The sequence below is a fragment of the Cryobacterium sandaracinum genome (assembly GCF_004403415.1).
GTDB lineage: Bacteria > Actinomycetota > Actinomycetes > Actinomycetales > Microbacteriaceae > Cryobacterium > Cryobacterium sandaracinum.
Genome location: NZ_SOGO01000033.1, coordinates 1 through 25,066 on the forward strand (window position 1 = coordinate 1; position 25,066 = coordinate 25,066).

Consider the following 25,066-nt stretch of genomic DNA (forward strand, 5'->3'; position numbering starts at 1 on the left):
CAAGGGGGGCGGTGGCCGGGGTGGCCGCCGTGGCCGGCGTGCCGAGCGGCACGAGCAGGGCGGCGGGCGCCGAGGCTTCGGCCTGCTTCAGGTTCACGGTGGCCGCGCGGTCACCGGCGACGGATGTCCCTGCGGCCGCGCCGAGGCCGGTGGGCGCCGTGAGGCCCGTGGGCGCCGTGCCCGCGACAGTCGCTCCGGCGGAAGATGCTGTCCCGGCTACGGGCCCTGCGGTGGCACCGGGCCCTGCGGCGGTGACGGGCGCGGCGGTGACGGGCGCGGCGGTGACGGGCGCTACGGCGGCGGGTGCTACGGTGGCGGGTGCTACGGTGGCGGGTGCTGCGGCGGCGGGTGCCGGTGGCACCGGCATCGGGGCAGCGAGAGTCCCGGCCGGAAGCGCGGTACCGCCAGCGGCGTTCGCTGCGGTGAAAGTGTTGGAGTCTGCGGCGGACGTCTCCGTGGAGTCTGAGTCGGCTTCGGATTCGGTGGCGGCGATGGTGGAAGTCTCGGCGGTGCCGGCGGTGCCGGCGGCGGCGGTCGGGATGGTCACGGCCTCGGTCCCGACGGAGTCGGCGAGGGCAGCACTGTCGGCTCCGGTGGCTTTCGCACCGGTCGGCAGTGGCGAGAGGCTGAACCCGGCGGCGGTCGGGATGGCGCGCGGCTGCTGGTGCTCCGGGGCCGGCGCCGCGCCGGTCAGGGCGTTCCTCAGATCAGTGGTCGGTCCGGAGGCCGGTTCGGCGGTGCGCTCCGAGGTCGGCTCGGGAGCCCGGGATGAGGTTGACGCGGAACCCGGCGGAGACGCGATCGCCGAGGTGCGCGGGCCCACGAGGGTGCCCTGCAGCACGGACGCGAATGAGCCGGCACCCGGGCGGGCACCCAGCGGGCCACGCGAAGCCGAGGGGGAGGCGGCGGCGGAGGAGGCGGATGAGGACGCGGCAGCGGATGAGGACGCGGATGCCAGCGCCTGCGCCGCGGTGTGGGGCGTCGGCGCCAGCCGGACGGACGTGGCGCTCATCGGGAGGCTCCGTTCATGAATGAGGCCAGTGCGGCGCTGAGCTGGCTGCCGGCGGCTGACGAAGCGGAGGCCGTGCTCGAGGACGCCGGGCTCGCGGTGGCGGCCGGGGCATCCGGAATCACACGGCGGATGGTGTCGATCTCGGAGTCGTCCATGTAGGCCTCGACCAGTGAGACCGTGCGGCCCTCGTAGGGCGCGTGGATGACCTTGTTGTCGCCGGCGTAGATCAGGATGTGCTCGCCGCCGCCGGTGACGATCAGGTCACCGGGCTTGGCCTCGGCGAGGGAGCCGACCTCGGTGCCGATCTTCATCTGGCCCGACACGAGGCGCGGCACGTCTATGCCCATTTCGGCATACACGGTTTGCACCAACCCGGAACAGTCCATGCCGCTGGCGTCTTCACCGCCGAAGACGTAGGGCACGCCCAGGTACTTCTTCGCGGCGTCGACCACGTCGGCGCCGGTGGCCCCACCCGGGCTCGGTGCGGCCGGGCCGACCGCGGCGGCGCCCGACGCCGACGCGAGGGCGTCGGCGAAGGTGTTCGCCGAGGTGCTCGCGCCCGCCCCGGCGGTGGCGCTGCCGGCTGCGGCAGTAGCCTGCGCCTTCTGGGCGTTCGCCCCGGCCGAGAGCTGAACGAGTGTCGCCTGGATCTCGCTGACCCGGCTCATCGCCGCGATCATGGTCATCGCGGGTCACCGCCCGCGCCCCGGTTGCGGTGCCAGCCGGTCGACGCAATCTCGTCGAGGATGGCCTGTTCGCGGTGCAGGTCGTTGGCCGCGACCAGGGCTCCGTGCCTGCCCTCGAGCTTCTCCAACCGCACCGTATCGGCACGGGTCGCTTCGAAGGCGACCTGCGCCTCGCCGACGGCAACCTGGTAGTTGCGGCCGAGGGCCTCCATGTCGGCCAACATGCTGTGCGCCGAGGCGCGGGCGGAGGCGATCGCCGACAGCGTGTCAGCCCCGCTGGCCAGACTCGGCGCGTGCCGCAGAGTGGCCCTGGTCGCGGCCCGGCGAGCCGCGTTCGCCTGAACGACGGCGTTGGCCTGGGCTAGGTCGCCGGCGGCCTGGTCCTGCTGCAGGTGCCTAAGCCGGAGGAGCCCGGCCAAAGCGAAAGTGCGTTTCATCAGAGCGCCCCCAGCGTTCGAGTAAGTGTCGTGAGTTGGTCCCAAGCGAGCGGGGCCGAGGTCTGGTCGTCCATGCGCTGCTGGAGGAACGCGTTGATGGCGCCCTCGTTGTCGACGGCGGCGTCGACAAGCGGGTTCGTGCCCCGCCGGTACGCGCCGACGTCGAGCAGGTCCTGCGCGGTGCGGCGTGCGGCGAGCACCCGGCGCAACAGGCCGGCGACCTGGTTCTGCTCGGGGCTGTTGACCCGGGAGGCGACACGGGAGATCGAGGAGAGCGCGTCGACAGCGGGGAAATGGCCGAGGACAGCCAGTTTGCGGTCGAGTACGACGTGTCCGTCGAGGATCGAGCGGGCGGCATCCGCAATCGGTTCATTGTGGTCGTCGCCGTCGACGAGCACCGTGTAGACGCCCGTGATCGACCCGGTTTCGTCGGTGCCGGCCCGTTCGAGTAGGCGGGCGAGCAGGGAGAAGGTCGAGGGCGGATAACCGCGGGTGGCAGGGGGTTCGCCGACCGAGAGGCCGATCTCGCGCTGGGCCATCGCCACCCGGGTGAGTGAATCCATCATCAGCATCACGTCGGCTCCCTCGTCACGGAACGACTCGGCGATCCGGGTGGCCAGGAAGGCGGCGCGCAGCCGCATCATGGCCGGTTCGTCGGAGGTGGACACGACCACGATCGAACGGGCGAGCCCCTCGGGTCCGAGGTCGTCTTCAAGGAATTCGCGCACCTCGCGGCCGCGCTCCCCCACCAGGGCGATGACCGAGACCTCCGCGTCGGTGCCGCGGGCGATCATCGAAAGCAGCGAGGACTTGCCGACGCCGGAGCCGGCGAACAGGCCCATCCGCTGTCCCTTCCCGACGGTGGTGAGGGTGTCGAGCACGCGCACACCCAACTGGAGCGGCGTCTGGATGCGGGAGCGGGCCATCGCGGAGGGGCTGTCGTGATCGAGGCCGACGAACCGGGCACCGGAGAGAGGGCCTTTGCCGTCGATGGGCCGGCCGAGGCCGTCGATGACGCGCCCGAACAGGCCGGCGCCGGTGGGCACGAGGTGCGGGGTTCCGTCCGAGCGCACGGGCGCGCCGATCCGAATACCGGTCATCCGGCCGAGCGGCATGCACCGGATGCCGCCCTGCGTCGTGGCGACCACCTCGGCGTCGATCTCCCCGCCGTCGCCGACCGTGACCAGATCGCCGATCGCGGAATTGAGCCCGCGCACCTCCAGACCGAGACCGACGATCGAAGAGACGACGCCCACCCGCTGGGGCCGCGCGGCGTCGAGGGCGGAGCGGATCTTTCCCGCGCGCGGACGCCAGGCGGGGGCCTGCGCCAGGGTCACGACCGGGCTCCGGTGAGGGCGGCCTTCGCGCGGGTAAGCGCGGTGCCGATCCGGGCGTCAAGGAATCCATCGGGGAACTCGGCGATCGCGTCGCCACGGGCGAGGTCGGCGTCCGCCGTGAAGTCCACGCCGGCATCCGCGCGGGTGATCAGGTCGATCAGAGCAAGGTCGGCGGGGTTCATCCGCACGGAGTGCGGGCGAACGGTACCGAGTGCGCCGGTGGTGACGGTCGCACCGGTCACTCCGGTCGCGAGGGCGCGGCCCAGTGCGGCCCGCGCCGAGGCGTCGGCGTCGCCGAGTGAGTAGCTGAGGATCGCTTCGGCCAGCTCGAGCGCGGTCGCGACAAGGGTGTCCTCCGCCTCCTGGATCACCGGAACGGTGCGCTCGTGCAGCGCGGCGGCGGCGGCACCCAGCAGCGCGACCGCCCGGTCGATCCGCGCCTGGCCGATGGCACCGGCGGCGGCCTGCTCGGCGTCGAGCCGCGCGATCCGGGCATCCACCTCGGCGGCGGCCGCCCGGAGTCCCGCGGTGTAGCCGGCGGCGTGCCCCCGGGCCCGGGAGGCGTCGCCGCCTGCGTCCCGCTCGCCCTGCAGGCTGGGGAAGGTCACGGCGGAGAAGTTCGACCGGGCGGTCGCTGCGTCAAACAACATAGTCGTCCTCCTCGGCACGTTGCACGGTGATGCTCCCCTGCGCCTCGAGGTCGCGGATGGCCCGCACGATCGTGGCGCGCGCTTCCTCGACCTGCGACACCCGCACGGGCGCCATGGCTTTGACCTCGTCGTCGAGGATCTCCCGGTTGCGCTCGGACAGGTTGGTGCGAATGATCGAGACCACAGCGTCCGCGGAGCCCTTCATGGCGATGGCGAGGATGCCCGCGTCGATGCCGCGGAGCACCTGCTGTACGTCTCGGTTTTCGAGCTTGACGATGTCGGCGAAGGTCAGCATCCGTGACCGGACCTCTTCGGCCAGGGCCGGATCGCGCGCATCGAGGGCTTCGAGAAGGGCGCGTTCGGTGGCCACATCGGCCCGGTTGATGATCTCGACGAGCGGCTGGATACCGCCGACGATCTCCACCGAGTCGCGGGAGGAGGCGACGGCGCCGACCCGGGCCTTGAGGGTCTCGGTGACCACGCGCACGGCCTCGGGGGTGGCCGTGCCCATGCCGGCGATGCACTGCGCCACCTCCGCGCGCAGGTCGGCGTCGAGGCCGCCGAGCACGGCGGAGGCGTGCCCGGGGCGCAGGTGCGCGAGCACGAGCGCGATGGTCTGGGGCAATTCGCCGTCAAGCAGGGTGAGGATCTGCAACGGCTCGGCGGCGTCGAGAAACTCGAAGGCCTTGCCGGCCATCGACGAGGCCACCTTGACCATGACGCCGGCCGCTCGTTCCGCGCCGAAGGATGCCTCAAGCAGGCCGATCGCATAGGCGTGACCGCCGCGCCGGGTATGGGCACCCTTGACCGTGAGTTCGTGGAACTCCAGAACGGTGGTTTCGGTCACCTCCGGGTCGACCCGGCGCAACTGCACCATCTCCGCGGCGATATCGGCCGCCTCGGCCTCGGTGAACTGCTTCATCACTTCGGTGGCGCGCTGGTGCTCCATGCTCATCAGCACCACGGCGACCTTCTGCGTGCCGGTCAGGGCCGGCTGGGCGTCGATCATGCGGGCTGCCGGTCATCCATCAGGCCGCGGAGGTATTCCGCGGTCTTCGCAGGGTCACGCTGAGCGAGTGCGTCGATCTCCACCCGCATCCGGTCGGAGGCCGGCGGCAGATAGGCCACGGTCGGGGTGGGGTCGATCATGATCGGCGCGATCGGGGCGCTCAGCGGGAACGGCACCTCCGGCACGGACAGCGCGGGCCGGACCTCCATCATTTCGTCAAGCTCGATGGACTCGCGGCTCTGGCGGCGCGAACGACGCGCGTAGAGGATGAGCCCCAGCACGAAAGTGATGACAATCCCCGCGGTGATGATGGCGATGCGCATGATCTCTGCGAACCGGTCGGCGGCGGCCGCCGCTTCGGTCGCCGCGAGGGCCGCGGCGGCATCCTCTGCCGCGCCGCCGTTGAAGCTGACTACCTCCACGGTGACCGCGTCGCCGCGCTGCACGTCGATGCCGGCGGCCGAGGCCACCAGCGAGGTGACGTCGGCGACGTTGAGCTGACCCACGACGTCGGCGTTCACGGCCACCGAGACCGTCTGCCGGTTGATCTCCCCGGCCGGGATGGTGCGGGTCTCGGTGACCTTGTTGACCGCGTTGTTCTTGGTGGTGTCCTCGGAGGTGAAGGTTCCATCGCCCTCGGTGCCCGCCGGGACGGCGATGTTGTCCGGGCCGAGGACGCCGGCCGCGGAGCCGCCGGAGCCCGTGTACGACTCGGTTTTGACGGCCTCGTTGAGGGCCGGGGCATCCGTCGGGGTGGTGAACGATTCCTCGACCCGCTGGGCCGACTGGTAGCTCATGTCGGCGGCCACGACGACGGTGGCGTTGCCGGGCCCGACGACCTTGTCCAGCATGGCCTGCACGGCCCCCCGCACGCGGTCCTCGTAGGCGCCGGCCTGCTGGTCGGCGGATCCGGTCGCTCCCACGCCGACCGCCGAGAGCACGACACCCGTGGAGTCGATGACGGCCACGTCGGTGGGTGCCATCCCGGCGATGGAGGCCGAGGTGAGGTGCACGATGGACTGCACCTGGTCGGCGTTCAGGGTGCTGCCGGTGGCCGTCTCCACGAAGACGGATGCCGTGGGGTCGCTCTGCTCCGACGCGAACACGGTCTCTTCGGGGATCGCCAGGCGCACCGAGGCGTTCTTGACGCCCTTCATGGCCTTGACGGTGTTGGCGAGTTCGCCCTCGAGCGCCCGCTTGTAGGTGACCGACTGCTGGAACTCGCTGGAAGTGACACCCATGGTGTCGAGCAGCCCGTAGCCGCCCGTGCTGGAGGACGGCAGGCCGGCTGCGGCGGCCTTGAGGCGCTCGTCGTAGACGTTCTGCTGCGGCACCAGGATCGTCGCGCCACCGTCGCTGAGCTCGTAGGCGACGCCGTCGGTGCGAAGCTGCTCGACGATGGTATTCGCGTCGGAACCGCTCAGCCCGGAGAACAGGGGCGTGAAGGCCGGCTTGGTGGCCCACATGCTCAGGGCGGCGATGCCTAGGGCAAGCACGGCGACGCCGATGATGGCGACCGTGCGCTGGGCGACGGAGAAGGACCGGATGCTCTGGCCGAGGCGTGCGAAGGCCGACGTGATCGGGCGCGGCATCAGGCCTGCATCCTCATGATCTCGTTGAACGCGTCGACACCCTTATTGCGCACGGCGGCCACGAGTTCGAGGGTGACCTGGGCGCGAGTCGAGGCCAGGGTGGCCGAGTGGATGTCGGTCAGGTTTCCGGTTACGGCCTGCACCGTGAGGGTGGTGGAGGTGGCCTGCAGCTGCTGCAGATTGTCGACAGCGCCGACCAGGGCGCTGCCGAAGGCCGAACCGTCGGTGCCCTGGCTCCCCGTGGTTCCCTGCACACCCTGCATGCCCTGCACGCCGGAGAGGTATCCCGTGCCGGTCACGGACTGGATCGGGTTGATCGAACCGATGGTCATCAGGAGCGTCCAATCTGGAGTGCGGCTTCGTAGGTCGTCTTGGCACGGTCGACGACGGCGGCGTTGGCCTGGTAGCCGCGCTGCGCCATGATCAGCGCGCCCATCTGCTCGGCCATGTCGACGTCCGGGCGGCGCACGTAGCCGGCCTCGTCGGCGAGTGGGTTGCTCGGGTCGAAGGTCAGGATTCCCTCGGCGTCGCCGAGTGCCGTCCCGGCCGCATAGGCTCCGGTGGTGCCTTGGCCGGCCTGGGCGACGATGTAGCGCGCCTGGAAGGCGTCACCGTCGGTGGCGGTGACCGTGTTGGCGTTGGCGATGTTGTCCGCGACGGCGTCGAGCCATTTGCGGTGCAGGGTGAGGCCGCTGCCGGCAATCCCGATGGCGTCGAGGGTCATCAGCTGGTTCGCATCGCGGAGCGCATGGCCGTGAACGGTCCGTTGACGGCCTGCGCCGCGAACTGGTACCGCAGCACGGTGTCGATGTTGGAGAGGGTCTCGGTGTCGAGGTTGACGTTGTTGCCGTCGAGGCGGGTGGGCTCGAGGGAACTGGCGGTGGTGGCGACAGTGCTGCCGCTGCCGGCCTGCACAGACTGCGCCAGGGCATCCTCGAACGCCACACGCTTGGCGTGGTAGTTCGGCGTGTTCACGTTCGCGATGTTGTTCGCGATGGTGCGCTGGCGCAGGGCCAGCCCGTCCAGCGCGCTGGAGAGCGCCGTCATGGTCACGGATTCAAACACGGATACCCGATTCGTCGGCAAAACGAGGGCGGCCGATCCGTGGCCTGTGGTCGAGCAATCCCTGCTCGCTCCTAGCTATCGGCCGGTGGCCGAGGCGCGTAAGGAGTTGTCGCGGAACTTCTTTCCTCACGTTTTCGAGCGGAACCCCGCAACTGTTGTCGAAACGGACAACTGTTGCCCGCGCACGGGCAACAAATGTCCGAGCGGGCAACAGTTGGCCCGCAGCGGCGGTAGCCGGCAACGGGCGCGAGGTGGGCGGGCAGTCAGCCGGCTATGTCGAGGTAGACGGCCTGGTCGGTGTGCTGGGCCGAGATGATGGTGCGCACTGCGGCGAGGTGCACGCCGGCGGAGCGCCGGGCATCCTCGATCTCGCTGATCAGTTCGAGCTGGCCGGAGAGCAGGCGCCGGGCGCGCGTCTCGAGGTCGGCGGGCAGCTGGCCCAGGTGTTCGGGCGCACGCCACTGCACGCCGGCAGAGAAGCGCTCCCCCGGGCCGGCCAGCACGGCGTCGCGGGCGCCCGAGCCGAGGCTCGACTCGAGCTGGTCGAGCACATCCAGCCACTCCTGGCGGTCGTTCGCAGATTCGTGGGTGTCGAGCAGAACCCTAGGCAAGACCGTACTCCCCGCCGGCACGCGCCGCGCTCTGGGCCGGCAGCAGCTCGGCCGCTTCGTGCCAGGTCTGCCGCAGCGGCTCGAGCAGGGCGATGGCCTCCCGGGTACGGGCGACATCCCGATGGATGTTGGCGCTCATCAACGCGTTGGACACGTAGGTGTACAGGGCGAACAGACCCTCGCCGCCCTCCCAGGCCTCCACGTTGAGCGAGGTCGACAGTTCGGAGACGATCGCCTGGGCGTGCAGGAGGTGCTCCGAGGCGACGGCCCAGTCCTCGATATTCTGGGCGATCTCGGCGCGGCCGAGATCGAGCAGCAACCGGTCGTAGAGCATCGTGAGCAGGCGCACCGGCGTGGCCGAGAGCACCGCTTCGCGGTTCAACTGTGCGCGCCGGGCCTGTGCCCCACCCATCATGCTCATAACAGCCATCATCATCCTGTGCTCGAGGTCGGGAGCCCGGCAACCTGGGCACTCAGCCACGAGGACTGTGCTTTCAGGGCGCTGAGCTGGGTTTCCAGTGCGGTGTAGGTGCTCTGCAGGGTCGCCCGGCGGGTGGCCAGGCTGCGGTCCCAGTCGGCGATGCGGTCGCCTAAGTTCTTGACCGTGGACTGCTGACCGGTGATCTTCGCGGTGATCTGACCGTCGTATTTGTCCGAGGCCGATGACGCCGCTGCTGCGACGCGGGTCGCGATCTCCTGCACTGCTGCTTTGACGGTTACCGGGTCCTTGGCGAGGGCCGCGGCGAACTTGGCCGCGTCGAACTCCATGGTGCCGGATCGGGTGATGCTGATGCCGTACTCCGACGGCGAGTGCCCGTTGATCGGTGCCGAGGCGGCCGTGAGAATGCGCTGCTTAACGTCGCGCACGGTGCTGTCGCTGGTGAAGATGCCGGCCGACAACACGGCGGCCCCCGACGCGTTGGTGCTGTTGACGACCGCGGACTTGGTGGAGATCAGCGCGAAGACGCCGTTCAGGGAGCTAACCAGACCCGAGGCCAGGGAGCCGATCTGCGCGTCGTCACGAGCGACCTTGATGGTGACGGGGTCAACGGAGACGGCGGATACCGTGATCGCGACGCCGGGCAGCAGGTTCGCGAACGTGTTGGTAGCCGAGGTGATCGTCTGGGCGGCGGTGCTACCGGCCCACAGGGTGACGCTGGCGTCCTGGGCGGTGCGGATGACGGCGGCACCCGCGGCGGCCAGCAAATCGGGCGCGCTGTTCGCCGTGACCTCGGCGGCGGTGCCCTGATAGACACTGAAGGCCTTGGCCGCACCGGAGTCATTCCCGGTGAACTGGAGCCGGTACTGGGCGACGCCGCCGGCATCCACTCCGGACGCGACCTTCGTGGCGGTAACTCCTGTGTTGGCGGCGTTGATGGCCGTGGCGACGGCGTCGAGAGAGGTCGAGCTGACGGAGATCTCGGTCGTGACACCGCCGGAGACGATGGTCAGCACGGCCGGGTCGGCGGGCCAGGCGGTCATGGCCGCGGAGACGCCGACCTGGCTGCGAGCGAGGTTGGTGACGACGACGTCGAGTTGCCCGGCGCTGGCGTTGGCCGAGACCGCCGTCGTGACGGTGGGAGAGGTACTGGTGGCCGAATAGAGGTCGAGTGCGGCCGGCTTCGCGGCCTTGCCGGCCAGATCGGCCAGGCCGGCGATCTGGGTGTTGAGGCCCTGCAGCGCCGAGATCAGGTTCTGCGACGAGGAGACCTTGGCCTTCAGCAGCGTCTGCGGAACGGCTTCGACCTGCATCAGGGAGTTGATCAGGGAGGTGGTGTCGAGCCCGGAGACGAGTCCGTCGATGGCGTTCGTCATGTCTTCCCCTCCTTACGTTTCTGCGATCAAGCTGGATGGTGCGGGTGTAAACGTGAATGGCTGGTGGCGACCGAGGGATGAGGTCCAGTTCATCTCTTAGGTCACCACCAGCCATAGTTCACCGTGCGGTTTCCCGAAAGGTTCAGCTACTCAGGGTTAGCGGAGCAGCGACAGCACGCCCTGAGCGGACTGGTTGGCCTGCGCGAGCATGGCGGTACCGGCCTGCGAGAGGATGCTGGAACGGGTGTACTTGACCATTTCCTCGGCCATGTCGGTGTCGCGGATGCGCGAGCCGGCAGCGGTGAGGTTCTCCTTGGAGACGGCCAGGTTCTTGATGACGCTCTCGAACCGGTTCTGGTTCGCGCCAAGCTCGGCGCGTGACGTGGACACGGCCTTGATGTTCAGGTCCAGTGCGGCGATGGTGGACAGGGCCGTTGCTGCGTCCTTGAAACCGTCAGTCGCTGCAGTGCCCAGCACCTCAATGGCGGCACCGATAGTAGACACGTTCGTGAGATTCACGACAATCTGGTCGGTTGCAGCGACGCTGCCAGCGCCGACCTGGAAGGTCAGCGACGCCTTGACGCCGTCGAGCAGGGCCGTACCGTTGAAGTTGGTCGAGGCCCCGATACGGGTAAGTTCCTTGCCCAGGGCAAGAACCTCGGTCGTGATCGCGGTACGCGAATCGGTGTTGTTCGAGTCGTTGCCGGCCTGGACTGCGAGGTCACGAACGCGCTGCAGGATCGAGGTGACCTCGTTCAAGGAGCCCTCAGCGGTCTGGATGACCGAGATGCCGTCCTGGGCGTTGCGGCTGGCGACCGTGAGGCCACCGACCTGCGACTTGAGACCCTCGGAGATGGCCAGGCCGGCCGCGTCATCCGCTGCGCGGTTGATGCGGAGGCCGCTGGAGAGCTTCTCCAGGGACTTGGACATGTCGTTCTGCGTGGCGGCCAGGTTGCGGTACGTGTTGTTGGCCGCGAGGTTGGTGTTGATCTGCATACCCATGATGAAATCCTCCGTGATTGGGTGGTGAACGCCAGGCCATCCATGGCCTGACACTGTGAGCTATCGGCCTCTGCTGTGACCGCGTTAGCCGTTGATCGAAAAAACTTCCCGGGTGTCTGAACCGGCAGGATCGGCAGCATCCGTCGACCCGGCGGCGTACGCCACCCCGCTCGCGGTGGCGAGGCCGAGCATGGCCTGGTCGGCGAGGCGGGCGAGGTAGGCGCTGCGGCGGGCCGGCGCGATGCGGGACTCGGGAACGTATTCCACCTCGGCGTCGTCGGAGTAGTGCGTGCCCAGGCCGTCGCGGAGCAGACGGATGGCCTCCGCCCGCTGCTGAGACACCGCCGAGTGGGTGATTCCGAGCTCGACCGCGATCTCCTTGACCGAGCGGTCGTCGAAGTAGACCTGCTGCACGATCACGCGCATCTTATCCGGCAGTGCCGCGATGGCGGCGTGCAGGTAGGCCAGGCGCTCGGCGGAGAGCAGCGAGTCGCCGGGGAGTTCGGTTCCGGAAACCAGGAACTCGGCGGTGGCGTCGTCGAGGGTCGAGACGGTGCGCTCGGAGTCGGACAGGCCGGCGATCGCGGTCTCCCGGTCGACGCCGAGGGCGGCGGCAACCTCGTCGACGGATGCCGCGCGGCCGAGGGCGCCGGCCAGCGTCTGCTGAACGGCACGGGTCTCCTTGATGCGGCGGCGGGCCATCCGAGTGGCCCAGTCATTGGAGCGCATCTCGTCGGCGAAGGCGCCGATGATGCGGCGCCGGGCGAACGCTCCGAACGGAACGCCGAGGTCGGCGTTGAAGGCATCCGCCGAGGTGATCAGGGCGAGAGCTCCGGCCGAGGCCAGGTCGTCGCGGGAGAGGTGCCGGGCCTTGGCCCAGGTTTCGGAAACGAGGTAGCCGACGAGCGGGAGGTTATCCATCACCAACTGGTTGCGTTCTGCACGATTCACACGGAACTCCCTGAGTGCTTGACACCTGAATTGTCCCGATCGATCAGGCAAGGGCCTGGTCGAACGAGTGGCCGGGTAGGCACGGGGACGTTGCGAGAAAGCGGGGATGTGACGCAGGGTTTCGGGGCCCAGGCCACAGAACTTCGCGGCCATGATTAAAACGTAAAGGTGCGGTCGGTGGCCGAATGCGCAACGGTGCCCCCACAACGGGGCCAGGCACCCCCACATCGGGGCGGATCACCCCGCAACGGGGGCCAGGCATCCGGTGTCTGCCGGAATCGTGTCCTCTCTTTAGTGGACACCTTCAGTCTCGGCTGGCAGTCTGAAATCCACACCGTGGCTAACCGGGGGCCGTCACCTGCCGATAGTCGTAGTAACAAGCCGTTGACCTGCGCGATTTTGCGCGGACCGGCCGCACCAGACGACAGGCAGTTGGAGGAGACGTGGGCGCCAATGAACTATCAGCGTTGCTGTGGCGCGAGCGGGAGCTCCTCGAACTGCTCGTCTTCAAACTCGACGAGGAACAGCTGCTGCTGACCAACGGCAAGACCCGCTGGCTGCAACAGGGCACCCGTGAGGTGGAGCAGGTGCTCGGCCACGTTCGGGATGCCGGCCTCGCCCGCTCGGTCGAGGTTGCCGCCGTCGCCCTCGATTGGGGAACGGCCGAAGACGCCACCCTGCGCGAGCTCGTGGCTCACGCCCCCGCCGGCCCATGGTCCGAGATCATGGCCGCGCACCTCAAGGCGATGGGTGAACTGACCACCCAGATCAAGGAACTGCGCGACGCCAACGAGCAGCTGCTGCGCTCCGCCGCCCGCTCCAGCCAGGAGACCCTGGCCGACGTGCGCGCGAACACTCAGACGTATGACGCCACCGGGGCCGCCGGTGCGCGCCCCACCGGCTCCCGACTTTTCGACCAGATTCTGTGAGGGTGCCGCGATGAGCACCTTCGGAGGACTCAACACCGCCTACACCGGCCTGGTCGCCGCCCGGCAGGGTCTCGACGTCGTGGGCCAGAACATCGCCAACGCGAGCACGGAGGGGTACACCCGGCAGCGGGTGACGACCTCCGCGGTAGACGCGTCGACCCGTGTGGGCCTGATGAATTCCGGGGTGCGCCCCGGCCAGGGTGTCAGCGTCGACGGAATCGCCCGCCTCGGCAGCGCGTCGCTGGACGCCCAGGTGCGCGGCACCGCCGCGGTCGCCGGATACTCCGCGGTGCGGGCGAACGCGCTGAGCGCCGTCGAGGCCTCGCTGAAGGAGCCCGGCGAGAACGGGCTCTCCGCCCAGCTGCAGGAGTTCTGGGCCGGCTGGCACGACGTGGCCAACGCCGCCGGTGAGACCGCGCCCGCCGGGGTGCTGCTGGCCCAGGCCGGCGCCGTCACCACCCAGATCAGGCAGGGGTACCAGGCGGTCGCCGCAAAGTGGTCGTCGGAACGCGGAAGCGTGGACACCATGGTCGCCGAGATTAACGGCGCCGCCGCCCAGGTGGCCGAGCTGAACGCGCGCATCCGTCAGTCGATTGCTGGCGGCGGAAACGCCAACGAGCTGATCGACCAGCGCAGCGGTCTCACCACGACCCTGGCCGCCCTCACCGGCGGCACCGTCGTCAACCGCCCCGACGGCACCGTCGACGTGCTCGTGGGCGGCAACGCGCTGGTCACCGGCGACACCGCCCGCCCACTCGTTGCGCTCGGTGCCCGCACCCTCGACGGTCCGAACGGCCTCACCGACCCGGTCGGCACCGCCGGGCCCGTGCGCGTGGAGTGGGCCGACCGCACCGGCGCGATCCCCGTCGACGGCGGCGAGCTCGCCGGCGCGCTCTCCCTGCTCACGAAAACGGATGCCGCCGGCACCGGCGGCGCCCTCGCCGAAGCCGCCGCGGCGTACAACTCCTTCGCCACGGGCCTGGCCGCGAAGGTCAACGCGATCTATTCCACCGGCGACAACTCGACCCGCCCCGGCCCCTTCTTCGGCTCGGCGGGAACGGGACCGGCCGCGCTCGGCCTGTCCGTCCTGCCGACGAACGCCGCCGAGCTCTCAACCGGGCTCACCGCGAACGGCGCCCTCGACGGCTCCATCGCCGACAGGATCGCCCAGCTCGGCGCCGGCACGGTCGTGGACGCCGCGGGAAACCCGGTGCGGTCCCCCAGCACCGACTGGTCGAACATTGTCACCTCGCTGGCCGTGACCACGAAGAACGCGCTGCGCCAGGCATCCCTCGCCGACCTCACCTCGACCGCCGCGGTGGGCGCTCAGCTCTCGAACTCCTCCGTCGATCTCGACGAGGAGAACGTCAACCTGCTTATGTTCCAGCACGCGTACCAGGGCGCCGCCCGGGTGCTGACCGCCGTGGACGAAATGCTCGACACCCTGATCAATCGCACCGGACTGGTGGGAAGGTAACCCATGATCGCCCGCGTCACCTCCCAGACCCAGATGCGCTCCGCGCAGACCAATCTGCAGGCCAACCTCGCCCGGATGGCGCAGTTGCAGGAGCAGGCCACCTCGCTCAAGGCCATCGCCCGCCCCTCCGACGACCCCGCTCGGGCAGCCGATTCCCTCACCGTGCGCGCCGAGCAGCGCGCGGTCACGCAGTACGCCCGCAACGCCGACAACGGCGACGGCTGGCTCACCACCGCCAGCATGGCACTGGCCGAGGCCACGAACCTGCTGAACCAGGTGCGCGACCTGACCGTGCAGGGTGCCAACGACGGTGCTCTCTCCCCCGCCGCGAAGGAGGCCATCGCGGCCCGCCTCGACGGCCTCACCCAGAACCTGCTCGCGCAGGCGAACGCCGACTACCTGGGCCGCAGCGTCTTCGCCGGAAATTCGGATGCCGGGCTCGCCTTCCGGGACGACCCCGACTTCACCTTCACGGGCACCGCGACCGCGAGCGTCGACCGCCGCATCGGCGCGGACACCACCGTGAGGGTCGACGCCGACGGCGCCGCCATCTTCGGCACGGCTACGAATTCGATTTTTGCTCTGATCGGCACCATCGCCGACGACTTGCGCACCGGCACGAACGTGGGTACCCACCTCACAGCCATAGACTTGGCAATGAAGACCGTGCTCACGGCGCAGACCGATGTCGGTGTGCGTCAGGCCCAGATCCAGAAAGCCGGGGAAGCACTCGTGCAGCACAAGGGAAATCTCGAGGCCCAGCGGGCCGGAATCGAGGATGTCGACCTCGGCCAGGCCATCCTCGACCTGAAACTGCAGGAGGTCACCTACCAGGCGGCCCTGTCGGTCACCGCCCGGGTGCTCCAGCCGACGCTGATGGACTTCCTCCGATGAGCGCCGTTTCGACCGCCGGCACCGTGACCGCCGCCCTGAGCTTCGTGTCCCCGCCGCCCGGGCTGGACCCGCTGACCGAGTTCAGCCTGACCGAGATTCCCGGCGCCGACGGCCTGTTCTCGCTGCAGTCCGCAGAGGACCAGCGAACCCGTCTGTTCGTGCTCGACGCATCCGTCTACTTGCCCGACTACTCCCCCGTGATCAGCGACGAGCACGCGGCATCGCTCGACCTGACCGGGCCGGATGACGCGCTGCTGCTCGTGGTGACGAACCCCGGCGAGGACGGAACGACCGTGAACCTGATGGCGCCGATCGTCGTCAATGCCGCCACCGGTCGCTCGGCGCAGATCATCCTCGACGGCCAGGACTGGCCGCTCCGCGCCGAGCTGGGTGCCCACTCGGCCTGAGCGGACGGCTCACCCTGCCGGCTTGGCGACCGAGTGGCTGCACTGCTGGGTGTCGCCCGGCGGATAGCCTTCGGATATGACCCAGGGCATCGATCTGCATTCCGGCGCAGACCACCTCCCCGCAGCACTCGACGTTGAGACGCTCCTGGCCGGCTGGATGCCGGTCGACCCGGCCCAGGCCCGGTTGCGAAGCGCGTATATCGACTTCGTGCGGGCGGGCCGCGGTTCTGCGCTCGACCGCGACGGCGGCGCCCAGCATCTGACCGCGAGTTGCTTCGTCTTCACTCCGGACATGAGTCGCGTGCTGCTCTGCTTCCATAAAAAGGGCCGGTTCTGGGTGCAACTCGGCGGGCACATCGAGGCATCCGACCTCTCCGTGGCCGCGGCCGCCCTGCGCGAGGCCCGCGAAGAGGGCGGCATCGCCGAACTCAGTCCTCTCGACGGCCGACTCGTCGCCGGGACCGGCGACCCGTTGCCGGTCGACGTGCACCGGCACGCGCTCAGTTCGCGGTTCGGGCGCTGCACCACGCACTGGGACATCGGTTTCGCGGCTGTCGCACGGGCCGATGCGATGCCCGTGACGAGCCACGAGAGCGAAGACGTCGCCTGGTGGCCGACGGATGCCCTGCCGCAGCAGGTCCCGCAGGGTTTCGGCGACCGCCTGGCCGTGGTGCTTCGCGAGTTGGCACACCGGCTGGCAGCGCACTGAGTACGCGCCGAGCACGCACCGGGCACGCGCCGAGCACGCGCCGAGCATGACGGCCAAGCGAGGGACCGGGCTGCGCCTCCGCGCCGCCCGGGATCGGTGAGTGGGGTGACTGGGGTGGCTAGATCGTCTGCGAGATGCAGATGAAGTTGCCTTCGGTGTCGCGGAACCAGGCCGATTTTATGTCTTCGGCCGTGACGACCCCGTTCACCGTCTTCATGCCGGGGATGTCGAATTCCTCGAAGACGACTCCGCGTTCGCGGAGCGTGCTCATCTCGGTGTCGAGGTCATCCGTGATCCAGCCCATCTGGGCGTTCTGGGCCGTGCCGGCGTTACTGGTCTCGTAGATCTCGAAGACCGATCCCGACCCGACGTGGTACACGAGGACTCCCTCGTTGGTTTCGTCGGGGTCGAGGACAAGCGCGTCGTGGTAGAACGACTGGGCTCGTTTGAGGTCCGCCGCCGGTAACACGGTGTGCAGTTCTTTCATCATTGTGAAACGCCTCCTTGGTGGTGCAGGTGATTCGTGGCGCGTGTGGAGGGGTAGACGTTGAAGCCGCCGCGTATCGGGCATCCCGCGCCGCACTGGATGTCGATCAGGGCGTGCTTCCGAGGCGGAGAGCCGACTGTCGGTGAAGCGGTGAGCGCGAATCGTGGCCGGAACTCCTCGCCCAGCAGGGGTAGGTTGACCACCCCGGCGGGCGTTGACTTTTCGCTTTTTCCACCTCAAACATACGCCGAAGGCCCGCCCGAGTGAAGAGCCGTTTCCGATGGCCAGCCCCGGTGGTCGGCCCGGTGGTCGGCCCGGTGGTCGAGCTTGTCGAGACCCGGTGCGTCGACCTCCAGAGGTTCGCCGGGGCATCCGTCGCGGTCGAATTCGCTGACCTCGGAGATTCTCGCGACACGCCGGGCAACCGGCGACCACAACCGGTTTTTTGCCAGAAATCTCCGCGTTTACGTGACAACGGATGCGTGCCGCCGGCCCAGTAGCGGATGCCCGCAGCGGGCCCTGGGCGCATTGCTCTACTCCTCCACAATACGGGTGTGATCAGGTTATCCACAGGGTACTGACGGGTGCCGATCTGGCCCCACGAATGTCAGTGGCCGCCCGTAACGTGTGACTCATGAAGCCCTCCTACCGTGAGCAGCTAGAACGCCTGGGTCGTCACTTCGATGCGATCCGGGAGACGCAGGCGGAGTCCGCCCGGGTCGACGCCCGCCTGGCCGAGCAGGTCGATCAGGCCCGCAGGTTCGCCGAGGTACTGGCCCTGGACGCGGTCCAGGCAGCCAAAGACAAGGCTCGGGAAGGTCCTCCGGCCATATCCGGGGTCACGGCCGGGGTGCCTCGTGCCCGGTGGGATGCCGCCATGGTCGCCAAACGGGAGTTCGTCACCGAGCTGGCGTGCACCCTGCGGCTGCCGGTGCGCTCGACCGAGACCCTGATCGCCGAAAGCCAGACCCTGATGAATGAGCTGCCCGCCACCCGGGCCGCGCTGCAGGACGGGTCGATCACGTACCGGCACGCGCAGGCGATCATGAACCAGGCCTGGTCACTCCCCGCCGAGGCACTGGCCGGGTTCGAAGAGGCGCTGTTGAAATCCGCTCCGCACCTGACCGTGGCCAACCTGAAGTACAAGGCACGCGTCATGCGGGAACGGCAGCACCCGGAGTCGATCACAGCCCGGCACCAGAAATCGGTGGCCGACCGCAAGGTGGTCTTCGAGCCGGAGCCCGACGGGATGGCGTCGCTGTACTGGTTCGACTCGGCGGAGAAGGTGAAGGCCGGGTACGACCGCCTCACCGTGATGGGGATGAGCCTGCAGGGCCCGAACGAGACCCGCGCGTTGACGCAGCTGCGGGCGGACGTCTTCGAAGACCTCATCCTCGACGGGGTCACCGCCTCCGGGGTGGGCAAGGGAATCCGGGGCTCGGTGCACGTGACCGTCCCGGTGATGACGCTCCTCGGCCACTCCGAGGAACCCGGGCACCTCGAGGGATACGGACCGATCGACCCCGACACCGCACGCGAGATCGCGGCTCGGGCACCCGGCTTCATCCGAGTCCTGATCCACCCGGAGACGGGAGTGGTGCTCTCGGTCGGGCGCACCCGCTACAAGGTGCCGAAGGAACTGCGACGGTACCTCCGGGTGCGAGACGAAACCTGCCGGTGGCCGGGCTGCCGCCGGGCGGCGACACAGTGCGACATCGACCACACCCTCGACTGGCAGTTCGACGGGCTGACGGAGCACGACAACCTGGCGCATCTGTGTCCGGCCGACCATGCGCTGAAGTCAGAGACCCGGTGGACCTACATGCACCTGTCGGACGGCACGCTGAAGTGGACATCGCCGACCGGGCGCACGTTTATCAGTGAGCCGGCCACGATCATCCGTGCGCCGGAGCGTCGACCGAAGCCGGGGCCGCATCCGCCGCCGAGGCCTTCATCTGACGCGAGGTCTCGGCCACCCGAAGCGGACGAGCCGCCACCGTTCTGATGTTCCACCGTTTTGATGCCCTGATGCTCGCAGCGTCGGACGCGCTCAGCGACCGACTCAGTGCGCGGCGTCGACGAATTTCAACCCGACGACGCACCCCACCAGGCCGAGGATGAGCACAATCTTCAGCAGGGAGGCCGGCTCAGCGCCGAAGACCATGGCGTAGAGCACGGTGAGCGCCGCGCCGATCCCGACCCAGACGGCATACGCGGTCCCGGTCGAGATGTCCCGCATGGCAAAGGCCAGCCCGCCCATGCTGAGCACGAGTGCCACCGCGAACACGACGGATGGCCACAGTCGGGTGAACCCGTCCGACTTACCGAGCGCCGTGGCCCAAACGGCTTCCAGGACCCCGGACATAATGAGGATGATCCACGACATGACAACAGCTCCCGTGGCCAGTCTTGTCGCGTGCCGGGTACTGAACCGTCGTCCGGAGCCGCGTCGCGCGGCCTCCGACCACCCTAGCCTCCGAGCCTGCGCGATCCCTGCGCAGACCTACACAAGCCCTACACGAGCCCTACCCCGCGAGCAGAGCCGCCTCGAACGCCACCCACGGCAGCATCGCGCACTTGACGCGGGCCGGGTAGCGGGAGACGCCGGCGAAGGCGGCAGCGTCACCGAGCACCTCCTCGTCGGGCTCGATCGTGCCGCGCGAGCGCAGCATCTCGCGGAAGGTATTCAGCACGGCCCGCGCGGTGGCGACGTTCTCGCCCCGCACGATGTCGTGCAGCACAGATGCCGAGGCCATCGAAATCGAGCATCCGTCGCCGGCCCAGGCGAACTCCTCGATCACGACGTCGTCGGCAGGCTCGCCGGCCGACGCGGGCGAGCCGCCGGATTCACCGGCACGCAGGCCGATGCGCACGGTCACCTCGTCCCCGCAGGTCGTGTTCAACTGGTGCGACTCCGTCACGCGCGACCCGGAACCCGCACCGGCAGGAGAAGCAGCGCCAAGAGAAGCACCGGCAGCAGTCCCGGCTGCCTCGAGCGGTGGCAGCCCCTCCGCCGAGGCACCGTTCCGGGACTTGGCGTGGTCGAGGATGATCTGCTGGTAGAGCTGCTGCATGGCACTTTGGGTCATGACTTCACTCCGAAGAACGGGGCAACCTCGGCCAGGGTCGCCAGGAACCGGTCCACCTCGTCGGTGGTCGTGTACAGGTAGGTGCTCGCCCGCGTCGACGCGGTCACGCCGAGCCGGCGGTGCAGCGGCTGGGCGCAATGGTGCCCGACGCGCACCGCGATACCGGCCTCGTCGAGGTACTGACCGACATCGTGGGCGTGCACCCCGGCCAGGTCGAAACTGGCCAGACCAATGCGGTCGACTCCGGCCGGCGGCCCGAGCAGACGCACCCCGGGGATGCCGACGAGCCCAGCCACGAGGCGCTGCCCCAGTTGGGCCTCGCGCGCGGCGATGCGTTCTATCCCGGTCTCGGTCAGGTACTCCACCGCGGCGGCCAGGGCGATCGCCTGGGAGATGCGCTGGGTACCGGCCTCGAACCGCTGCGGCGGGGCGAGGAACTCGGCGGTGTGCATGTCCACGGTGGTGATCATGGATCCGCCGGTGAGGAACGGCGGCATGCCCGCGAGCAGCTCGGCCTTGCCGTAGAGCACACCGATGCCGGTCGGGCCGAGCATCTTGTGCCCGGAGAAGACGGCGAAGTCCACGTCGAGGGCGGCGACATCCACAGGCAGATGCGGCACCGACTGGCAGGCGTCCAGCAGCACCAGCGCGCCCACCGAGCGGGCCAGAGCTACGAGCTCGGCGACCGGGTTGATCGTGCCCACCACGTTGGAGGCGTGCGTGAGCGCGAGCAGGCGGGTGCGGGCTCCGATGACTCCCGCCGCCGCGGCCAGGTCGAGCGTGCCGTCATCTAGAACCGGGATGAACCGCAGGGTCGCGCCGGTACGCAACGCGAGCTGCTGCCACGGAATCAGGTTGGCGTGGTGCTCCATCTCGGTGACGACGATCTCGTCGCCGGCGCCGAGTGAGAATCGTGTCGCCGCGGGGCCGCCGAGGCCGAGCGACGCGTTGGAAAAGGCGTAGGCGACGAGGTTGATGCCCTCGGTCGCGTTCGACGTCCAGACGATCTCGTCGGCCTTCGCCCCGATGAACGCGGCCACGGTCGCCCGGGCTGCCTCGAACGTCTCGGTGGCTCCGAACGCGAGCGTGTGGGCCCCGCGGTGCACGGCTGCGTTGCGCTGCTCGTAGAACTCCTGCTCGGCCTCCATGACGCTGAGCGGGTTCTGCGAGGTAGCGCCCGAGTCGAGGTAATTGAGCGGATGCCCATTGACCAGCTGATCGAGGATCGGGAAGTCGTTGCGGATGCGGTCGACTTCCTCGTCCGTCAGCGGGCGAGCCATCGCACGGGTGGACGGTGAAGCGGAAGACGTCATATCATCCAGCGTATTCCCTCCCCCGGGCAATGCACACCGAACTCTGACAGGGGTGTCACGGCGAGGCAGACAGGTCGAGCCCGAACGTCAGGGCCCGGGTGAACTCGGCCTGCGGGTGCGCGAACACCGAACGGGTCGGCCCCTCCTCGATGATGCGCCCGCCCTGCAGCACAATCACCCGGTCGGCCAGCGCGAGGGCGTCGAGCGGGTCGTGGGTGACCAGGATGACGGACCGATCGAGCAGTACCCGGTGCAGCAACTGTCGCTGGGCGGGCACCGCCGCCACGTCGAGCGCGGTCATGGGCTCGTCGAGCAGCAGCAGCCGCGGGCTGGCCGCGAGAGCCCGGGCCACCGCGACCCGCTGGGCCTGGCCGCCGGACAGCATCCCGGGCCGCCGGTCGGCGAAGTCGGACACCTCGGCGGCGGCGAGCCACTCGTCGGCGAGAAGTCGTGACGCAGCCCGGGATTCCCCCGAGCTGCGCGGCCCGAACGCCACATTGTCGCGCACGTTCAGGTGCGGGAAGAGCAGCGGCTCCTGGGCGAGCAGCACCGTGCGTCGGGCGTGCGGCGGTGTGAAGATGCCCGGCCGCCTACCATCGGCACGGTCTGCACCGTCGGCACGGTCTGCACCGTCGGCCGCCAGATCGAAGAAGACCTGCCCGTCGAGGGTGGCCCGACCCGAATCGGGCCGCAGCAGACCCGCGCAGAGCTCGAGAATGGTGGACTTGCCGGCCCCGTTGGAGCCGAGCAGCGCCACCGTCTCGCCCGGCGACACGGTGAAGGCGACCTCCAGTCCGCGCCGGCGCATCACGGCGGCCAGTTCGAAGGTCACGAGAGTCCGCGCGGCCGGTGGGTGGCGACCATCACGATCAGGGCGACGGCCACGAGGAGGAGAGCCAGGGCGACGGCCGCATCCGCATCCGTTTCCCGCTGCAGGTAGATCTCGAGCGGCAGCGTGCGGGTGACCCCCTGCAGGCTGCCGGCGAACGTGAGGGTCGCCCCGAACTCACCGAGCGCGCGCGCGAACGCGAGCACCGCGCCGGAGAGCAGACCGGGCAGCACCAGCGGAAGCGTCACCCGCCGGAAGACCGTGCCGGGGGTGGCGCCGAGCGTGGCGGCGACCGCCTCGAAGCGCGCGCCGGAGGCCCGCAGGGTCGCCTCCACGCTCAGCACCAGGAACGGCAGCGCCACGAAGGTCTGCGCGAGCACGACGGCGGTGGTCGAGAACGCGATCTGGATGCCGAGCACCTCGAAGGTCTCGCCGAGCAGGCCGCGGCGCCCGAAGGTCGACAGCAGGGCGATACCGCCCACAACGGGCGGCAGCACGAGCGGCAGCAGAACGACGGCGCGCACGAGGCGTTGTCCGGGAAACCGGCTGCGGGCCAGGCCGAGAGCCATCGGCACGCCGAACAGCAGGCAGAGCACGGTGCTCATCATGGCGGTGCGCAGGCTGAGCAGCAGCGCCGCGACCGCCGCTTCGGAGGTCACGAGCGCACCGAACCGGGACCAGTCAACGCGCAGGGTCATGCCCACGATCGGCAGCACGATGAACAGGACGCCGAGGGCAGCCACGAGGAGGGTCCAGCGGGGCACGCCGAGGGTGACCCGGCCGTCGTGGGGGCCGGTGTGGGAGTCGGAGCGACTCACCACCACCTCACGGCGCGCCAAAACCGGCCACCCCGAGCACGGTCTGACCGGTCGCTCCGGTCACGAACCGGGTGAAGGCTGCCCCGAGCAGCGCCTGCTCACTGCCCGCCACGACGGCGATCGGGTATTCATTCACGGCCTGATCTGCCTCCGGCACCGGGATGCCGAGAACCGCGTCGCCGGCGGAGGTGACGTCGGTCACATAGACGAGCCCGGCATCCGCGTCGCCCGATGTGACCTTGCCGAGCACGCCGGTGACGGCGTTCTCTTCGCTCACCGGCGCGAGCCGGACGCCGGCCGCCGCCTCGAGGGCCGGCAGCGCGGCGCCGCACGGCACCTGCGGCGCGCAGACCACTACGTCCACATTCGGCGCGGCGAGGTCGGCGAAGGAATCGATGCCGGCCGGGTTGTCGGCGGGCACGGCGATCATGAGGGTGTTGGTGGCGAAGACCACCGGGACGCCGTCGAGGAGGCCGTCGCCGCTGAGCTTGGCCATGGTCCTGGCGTCCGCCGCCGCGAACACATCGGCAGGGGCGCCCTCCCGGATCTGGGTCACGAGGTCGGCCGATCCCCCGAAGTTGAGCGCGACCGTTACGCCGGGATGGACGGCCTCGAACCGGTCGGCCAGCTCGGTGAAGGTCTCGGTGAGGGATGCCGCGGCGAACACGGTGAGCGTCTCGCCCTGCTCCGTAGACGCCCCGGTTGCCCCCGACGAGGCCCCGGCCGTTCCTGCGCAGCCGGCCAGCACGACGGATGCCGCCGCCAGCCCGACCGCGACGCGCACGCTCCACAATCGGGTCACGACTGGCCCTTCGGGGTTTCGACGATCACGGTGGTGGCCTTGACCACGGCCACGGCCACCGACCCCGGCACCAGGCCGAGGTCACGCACGGCCTCGGTGCTCATCAGGGACACCACCCGGTGGGGGCCGCACTGCAGCTCGACCTGGCTCATCACCGGATCGCTCACCACGCGGGTGACCAGCCCGACGAAACGGTTGCGGGCCGAGCTCGCCGTCGTGGACGGATCCGCGGGCGACAGCGCGTCCTCTCGGGCCAGCGCGGTCTCCCGGGCCAGGTGGGCCAGGTCGGATCCGTCGACGACCATGCGTCCGGCGTCGTCGGTGCTCGCGGCGAGCGCCCCATTGTCGATCCAGCGCCGCAGGGTGTCGTCGCTGACCCCGAGGTATCCGGCGGCTTCCTTAATCCGTATCTGAGACATATTGAGCATCTTATTACCGCATCTGCGGAATAGACACCGGGAGGGGCGGGAACGCGGCTGCCGCAGTGGGGCAGGATGGAGCGCGTGACCGCCACAGCGAACCTTCCGTCGACTCCGTCCGAACCCACCGAACCACGCGCACCGCGCGCACCGCGCCGCGCGCAGGTCATTGTCGCCTCCACCCGCGCCGCGGCCGGGGTCTACCCGGACCGCACCGGCCCCGTCCTCGATGCCTGGCTGCGAGAGCGCGGCTTCACGCTCGGCGAGCGCCGCATCGTGCCCGACGGCGCCCCGGTCGGCGCTGCCCTGATCGAGGCCCTCGACGCTGGCATCGACCTTGTGATCACCACGGGCGGCACGGGCGTCAGCCCCCACGACCTCACCCCCGAGCAGACCCTCCCGCACCTCGACCGGCTGCTCCCCGGGCTGATGGAGGAATTCCGCCGCCGCGGCGCCGCATCCACCCCTCTGGCCGTCATCTCGCGCGGTCACGCCGGGATCGCCCGCGGGCGCACCCTGGTGATCAACCTCCCCGGCTCCCCCAACGGCGTGAAGGATGGACTGGGTCTCCTCGCCGACGTGCTCGACCACATCCTCGACCAGCTCCACGGTGTGGACCACTAGCTGGACTAGCCCCACTGGCTCCAGTAGCCCCACTGGCCCCTCTGGCTCCACTAGCCCCACTGGCTCCGGCCCGAACGAATTCGACGGAGATTCTGGTCAAAT

Annotated in this window: 29 protein-coding genes, 1 pseudogene and 1 riboswitch; of the genes and pseudogenes, 7 read left to right on the plus strand and 23 right to left on the minus strand. The window is 69.5% G+C overall.

Features of this window, described 5'->3' with window-relative positions:
- The 15 genes and pseudogenes from E3T25_RS16815 to E3T25_RS11510 form a co-directional block, all read right to left on the minus strand.
- Positions 1–1,012, minus strand: a pseudogene (locus tag E3T25_RS16815) (hypothetical protein); the annotation flags it as partial.
- Positions 1,009–1,698 (minus strand): C40 family peptidase, encoded by a 690-nt coding sequence (locus tag E3T25_RS11445; RefSeq protein ID WP_134374350.1) that lies wholly within the window; start codon positions 1,696–1,698, stop codon positions 1,009–1,011. The gene E3T25_RS11445 and the pseudogene E3T25_RS16815, both read right to left, overlap by 4 nt.
- The gene (locus E3T25_RS11450; protein WP_134374352.1) at positions 1,695–2,135 is read right to left on the minus strand and encodes a flagellar export protein FliJ; all 441 of its coding nucleotides are present in this window, start codon (positions 2,133–2,135) and stop codon (positions 1,695–1,697) included. The genes E3T25_RS11445 and E3T25_RS11450 overlap by 4 nt, the downstream gene beginning before the upstream one ends.
- Complete coding sequence (locus E3T25_RS11455; RefSeq protein ID WP_370295424.1) at positions 2,135–3,472, minus strand: FliI/YscN family ATPase; 1,338 nt, start codon at positions 3,470–3,472, stop codon at positions 2,135–2,137. Before E3T25_RS11455 ends, E3T25_RS11450 begins: the two co-directional genes overlap by 1 nt.
- The gene (locus tag E3T25_RS11460; RefSeq protein ID WP_134374354.1) at positions 3,469–4,122 is read right to left on the minus strand and encodes a FliH/SctL family protein; all 654 of its coding nucleotides are present in this window, start codon (positions 4,120–4,122) and stop codon (positions 3,469–3,471) included. The genes E3T25_RS11455 and E3T25_RS11460 overlap by 4 nt, the downstream gene beginning before the upstream one ends.
- Positions 4,112–5,131 (minus strand): flagellar motor switch protein FliG, encoded by a 1,020-nt coding sequence (fliG, locus tag E3T25_RS11465; protein ID WP_104099360.1) that lies wholly within the window; start codon positions 5,129–5,131, stop codon positions 4,112–4,114. Before fliG ends, E3T25_RS11460 begins: the two co-directional genes overlap by 11 nt.
- Positions 5,128–6,723 (minus strand): flagellar basal-body MS-ring/collar protein FliF, encoded by a 1,596-nt coding sequence (fliF, locus tag E3T25_RS11470; RefSeq protein WP_134342029.1) that lies wholly within the window; start codon positions 6,721–6,723, stop codon positions 5,128–5,130. The genes fliG and fliF overlap by 4 nt, the downstream gene beginning before the upstream one ends.
- Entirely contained in the window at positions 6,723–7,055 is a 333-nt protein-coding gene (gene fliE, locus E3T25_RS11475; RefSeq protein WP_134374356.1) for a flagellar hook-basal body complex protein FliE, read from the minus strand. The genes fliF and fliE overlap by 1 nt, the downstream gene beginning before the upstream one ends.
- Positions 7,055–7,447 carry a flagellar basal body rod protein FlgC gene (locus E3T25_RS11480; protein ID WP_104099363.1) on the minus strand — a complete coding sequence of 131 codons (393 nt, stop codon included), beginning with the start codon at positions 7,445–7,447 and terminating at the stop codon, positions 7,055–7,057. The genes fliE and E3T25_RS11480 overlap by 1 nt, the downstream gene beginning before the upstream one ends.
- Positions 7,447–7,788, minus strand: coding sequence for a flagellar basal body rod protein FlgB (locus E3T25_RS11485; RefSeq protein ID WP_104099364.1), 342 nt, complete (start codon positions 7,786–7,788; stop codon positions 7,447–7,449). Before E3T25_RS11485 ends, E3T25_RS11480 begins: the two co-directional genes overlap by 1 nt.
- A 263-nt stretch (positions 7,789–8,051) precedes the next feature.
- Positions 8,052–8,399, minus strand: a complete 348-nt coding sequence (locus tag E3T25_RS11490) for a hypothetical protein (RefSeq protein WP_134374358.1) — start codon at positions 8,397–8,399, stop codon at positions 8,052–8,054.
- Positions 8,392–8,829 carry a flagellar export chaperone FliS gene (gene fliS, locus E3T25_RS11495; protein ID WP_174720112.1) on the minus strand — a complete coding sequence of 146 codons (438 nt, stop codon included), beginning with the start codon at positions 8,827–8,829 and terminating at the stop codon, positions 8,392–8,394. Before fliS ends, E3T25_RS11490 begins: the two co-directional genes overlap by 8 nt.
- 2 nt (positions 8,830–8,831) lie before the next feature.
- A complete protein-coding gene (fliD, locus tag E3T25_RS11500; RefSeq protein WP_134374360.1) occupies positions 8,832–10,214 on the minus strand; it encodes a flagellar filament capping protein FliD in 1,383 nt (460 codons plus the stop codon).
- A gap of 156 nt (positions 10,215–10,370) precedes the next feature.
- On the minus strand, positions 10,371–11,216 hold the full coding sequence (locus tag E3T25_RS11505; RefSeq protein ID WP_194085914.1) for a flagellin N-terminal helical domain-containing protein: 846 nt from the start codon (positions 11,214–11,216) through the stop codon (positions 10,371–10,373).
- 84 nt (positions 11,217–11,300) lie between these two features.
- Positions 11,301–12,167: a sigma-70 family RNA polymerase sigma factor gene (locus tag E3T25_RS11510; RefSeq protein ID WP_134374362.1), complete on the minus strand. Its 867-nt coding sequence runs from the start codon at positions 12,165–12,167 to the stop codon at positions 11,301–11,303.
- 443 nt (positions 12,168–12,610) lie between these two features.
- Here E3T25_RS11510 and E3T25_RS11515 point away from each other — a divergent pair, with 443 nt between their 5' ends.
- The 5 genes from E3T25_RS11515 to E3T25_RS11535 all read left to right on the plus strand — a co-directional run bounded on the left by E3T25_RS11515 (position 12,611) and on the right by E3T25_RS11535 (position 16,583).
- Positions 12,611–13,096 carry a flagellar protein FlgN gene (locus tag E3T25_RS11515; RefSeq protein ID WP_104171319.1) on the plus strand — a complete coding sequence of 162 codons (486 nt, stop codon included), beginning with the start codon at positions 12,611–12,613 and terminating at the stop codon, positions 13,094–13,096.
- 10 nt (positions 13,097–13,106) lie between these two features.
- Entirely contained in the window at positions 13,107–14,573 is a 1,467-nt protein-coding gene (gene flgK / locus E3T25_RS11520) for a flagellar hook-associated protein FlgK (RefSeq protein ID WP_134374364.1), read from the plus strand.
- 3 nt (positions 14,574–14,576) lie between these two features.
- Positions 14,577–15,467, plus strand: coding sequence for a flagellar hook-associated protein FlgL (gene flgL / locus E3T25_RS11525; protein WP_134374366.1), 891 nt, complete (start codon positions 14,577–14,579; stop codon positions 15,465–15,467).
- Positions 15,464–15,874 carry a flagellar assembly protein FliW gene (locus tag E3T25_RS11530; protein ID WP_134342035.1) on the plus strand — a complete coding sequence of 137 codons (411 nt, stop codon included), beginning with the start codon at positions 15,464–15,466 and terminating at the stop codon, positions 15,872–15,874. The genes flgL and E3T25_RS11530 overlap by 4 nt, the downstream gene beginning before the upstream one ends.
- 76 nt (positions 15,875–15,950) lie before the next feature.
- Complete coding sequence (locus E3T25_RS11535; RefSeq protein ID WP_241980818.1) at positions 15,951–16,583, plus strand: NUDIX domain-containing protein; 633 nt, start codon at positions 15,951–15,953, stop codon at positions 16,581–16,583.
- 118 nt (positions 16,584–16,701) lie between these two features.
- On the opposite strand, the gene E3T25_RS11540 is transcribed toward E3T25_RS11535, so the two are convergent.
- The gene (locus E3T25_RS11540; protein WP_104099374.1) at positions 16,702–17,073 is read right to left on the minus strand and encodes a VOC family protein; all 372 of its coding nucleotides are present in this window, start codon (positions 17,071–17,073) and stop codon (positions 16,702–16,704) included.
- Positions 17,074–17,704: 631 nt separating this feature from the next.
- On the opposite strand from E3T25_RS11540, the gene E3T25_RS11545 reads away from it, so the two are divergent.
- Complete coding sequence (locus E3T25_RS11545; RefSeq protein WP_134374368.1) at positions 17,705–19,075, plus strand: HNH endonuclease signature motif containing protein; 1,371 nt, start codon at positions 17,705–17,707, stop codon at positions 19,073–19,075.
- A 57-nt stretch (positions 19,076–19,132) separates the two neighbouring features.
- Here the strand turns inward: E3T25_RS11545 and E3T25_RS11550 are convergent, their stop codons facing one another.
- From E3T25_RS11550 to E3T25_RS11580, 7 genes are all read right to left on the minus strand, one after another.
- Positions 19,133–19,456: a DMT family transporter gene (locus E3T25_RS11550; RefSeq protein ID WP_134374370.1), complete on the minus strand. Its 324-nt coding sequence runs from the start codon at positions 19,454–19,456 to the stop codon at positions 19,133–19,135.
- A 12-nt stretch (positions 19,457–19,468) separates the two neighbouring features.
- Positions 19,469–19,532, minus strand: a riboswitch (guanidine-III (ykkC-III) riboswitch).
- A 63-nt stretch (positions 19,533–19,595) separates the two neighbouring features.
- Positions 19,596–20,159, minus strand: coding sequence for a Fe-S cluster assembly sulfur transfer protein SufU (gene sufU / locus E3T25_RS11555; protein ID WP_134374372.1), 564 nt, complete (start codon positions 20,157–20,159; stop codon positions 19,596–19,598).
- A complete protein-coding gene (locus E3T25_RS11560) occupies positions 20,156–21,472 on the minus strand; it encodes a cysteine desulfurase (protein WP_134374374.1) in 1,317 nt (438 codons plus the stop codon). Before E3T25_RS11560 ends, sufU begins: the two co-directional genes overlap by 4 nt.
- A gap of 55 nt (positions 21,473–21,527) precedes the next feature.
- On the minus strand, positions 21,528–22,304 hold the full coding sequence (locus E3T25_RS11565; protein WP_134374376.1) for a sulfate/molybdate ABC transporter ATP-binding protein: 777 nt from the start codon (positions 22,302–22,304) through the stop codon (positions 21,528–21,530).
- Positions 22,301–23,119 carry an ABC transporter permease gene (locus E3T25_RS11570; protein ID WP_241972988.1) on the minus strand — a complete coding sequence of 273 codons (819 nt, stop codon included), beginning with the start codon at positions 23,117–23,119 and terminating at the stop codon, positions 22,301–22,303. The genes E3T25_RS11565 and E3T25_RS11570 overlap by 4 nt, the downstream gene beginning before the upstream one ends.
- A gap of 7 nt (positions 23,120–23,126) precedes the next feature.
- Positions 23,127–23,921: a molybdate ABC transporter substrate-binding protein gene (gene modA, locus E3T25_RS11575; protein WP_198415657.1), complete on the minus strand. Its 795-nt coding sequence runs from the start codon at positions 23,919–23,921 to the stop codon at positions 23,127–23,129.
- On the minus strand, positions 23,918–24,340 hold the full coding sequence (locus E3T25_RS11580; RefSeq protein ID WP_104171331.1) for a TOBE domain-containing protein: 423 nt from the start codon (positions 24,338–24,340) through the stop codon (positions 23,918–23,920). The genes modA and E3T25_RS11580 overlap by 4 nt, the downstream gene beginning before the upstream one ends.
- Positions 24,341–24,424: 84 nt before the next feature.
- Here E3T25_RS11580 and E3T25_RS11585 point away from each other — a divergent pair, with 84 nt between their 5' ends.
- Positions 24,425–24,964, plus strand: coding sequence for a MogA/MoaB family molybdenum cofactor biosynthesis protein (locus tag E3T25_RS11585; RefSeq protein WP_370295423.1), 540 nt, complete (start codon positions 24,425–24,427; stop codon positions 24,962–24,964).
- Positions 24,965–25,066: the final 102 nt, after the last annotated feature.

Excerpts from the sequence above, each read along its gene's own strand:
- E3T25_RS11530 (WP_134342035.1), top strand. The coding sequence starts at position 15,464 with ATGAGCGCCGTTTCGACCGCCGGCACCGTGACCGCCGCCCTGAGCTTC.
- E3T25_RS11445 (WP_134374350.1), bottom strand. The coding sequence starts at position 1,698 with ATGACCATGATCGCGGCGATGAGCCGGGTCAGCGAGATCCAGGCGACA.
- E3T25_RS11480 (WP_104099363.1), bottom strand. The coding sequence starts at position 7,447 with ATGACCCTCGACGCCATCGGGATTGCCGGCAGCGGCCTCACCCTGCAC.
- fliS (WP_174720112.1), bottom strand. The coding sequence starts at position 8,829 with ATGGCTGTTATGAGCATGATGGGTGGGGCACAGGCCCGGCGCGCACAG.
- flgL (WP_134374366.1), top strand. The coding sequence starts at position 14,577 with ATGATCGCCCGCGTCACCTCCCAGACCCAGATGCGCTCCGCGCAGACC.
- E3T25_RS11450 (WP_134374352.1), bottom strand. The coding sequence starts at position 2,135 with ATGAAACGCACTTTCGCTTTGGCCGGGCTCCTCCGGCTTAGGCACCTG.
- fliG (WP_104099360.1), bottom strand. The coding sequence starts at position 5,131 with ATGATCGACGCCCAGCCGGCCCTGACCGGCACGCAGAAGGTCGCCGTG.
- E3T25_RS11535 (WP_241980818.1), top strand. The coding sequence starts at position 15,951 with ATGACCCAGGGCATCGATCTGCATTCCGGCGCAGACCACCTCCCCGCA.
- sufU (WP_134374372.1), bottom strand. The coding sequence starts at position 20,159 with ATGACCCAAAGTGCCATGCAGCAGCTCTACCAGCAGATCATCCTCGAC.
- E3T25_RS11460 (WP_134374354.1), bottom strand. The coding sequence starts at position 4,122 with ATGTTGTTTGACGCAGCGACCGCCCGGTCGAACTTCTCCGCCGTGACC.
- E3T25_RS11545 (WP_134374368.1), top strand. The coding sequence starts at position 17,705 with ATGAAGCCCTCCTACCGTGAGCAGCTAGAACGCCTGGGTCGTCACTTC.
- E3T25_RS11560 (WP_134374374.1), bottom strand. The coding sequence starts at position 21,472 with ATGACGTCTTCCGCTTCACCGTCCACCCGTGCGATGGCTCGCCCGCTG.
- E3T25_RS11580 (WP_104171331.1), bottom strand. The coding sequence starts at position 24,340 with ATGTCTCAGATACGGATTAAGGAAGCCGCCGGATACCTCGGGGTCAGC.
- flgK (WP_134374364.1), top strand. The coding sequence starts at position 13,107 with ATGAGCACCTTCGGAGGACTCAACACCGCCTACACCGGCCTGGTCGCC.
- E3T25_RS11540 (WP_104099374.1), bottom strand. The coding sequence starts at position 17,073 with ATGATGAAAGAACTGCACACCGTGTTACCGGCGGCGGACCTCAAACGA.
- fliD (WP_134374360.1), bottom strand. The coding sequence starts at position 10,214 with ATGACGAACGCCATCGACGGACTCGTCTCCGGGCTCGACACCACCTCC.
- fliE (WP_134374356.1), bottom strand. The coding sequence starts at position 7,055 with ATGACCATCGGTTCGATCAACCCGATCCAGTCCGTGACCGGCACGGGA.
- fliF (WP_134342029.1), bottom strand. The coding sequence starts at position 6,723 with ATGCCGCGCCCGATCACGTCGGCCTTCGCACGCCTCGGCCAGAGCATC.
- E3T25_RS11550 (WP_134374370.1), bottom strand. The coding sequence starts at position 19,456 with ATGTCGTGGATCATCCTCATTATGTCCGGGGTCCTGGAAGCCGTTTGG.
- E3T25_RS11505 (WP_194085914.1), bottom strand. The coding sequence starts at position 11,216 with ATGGGTATGCAGATCAACACCAACCTCGCGGCCAACAACACGTACCGC.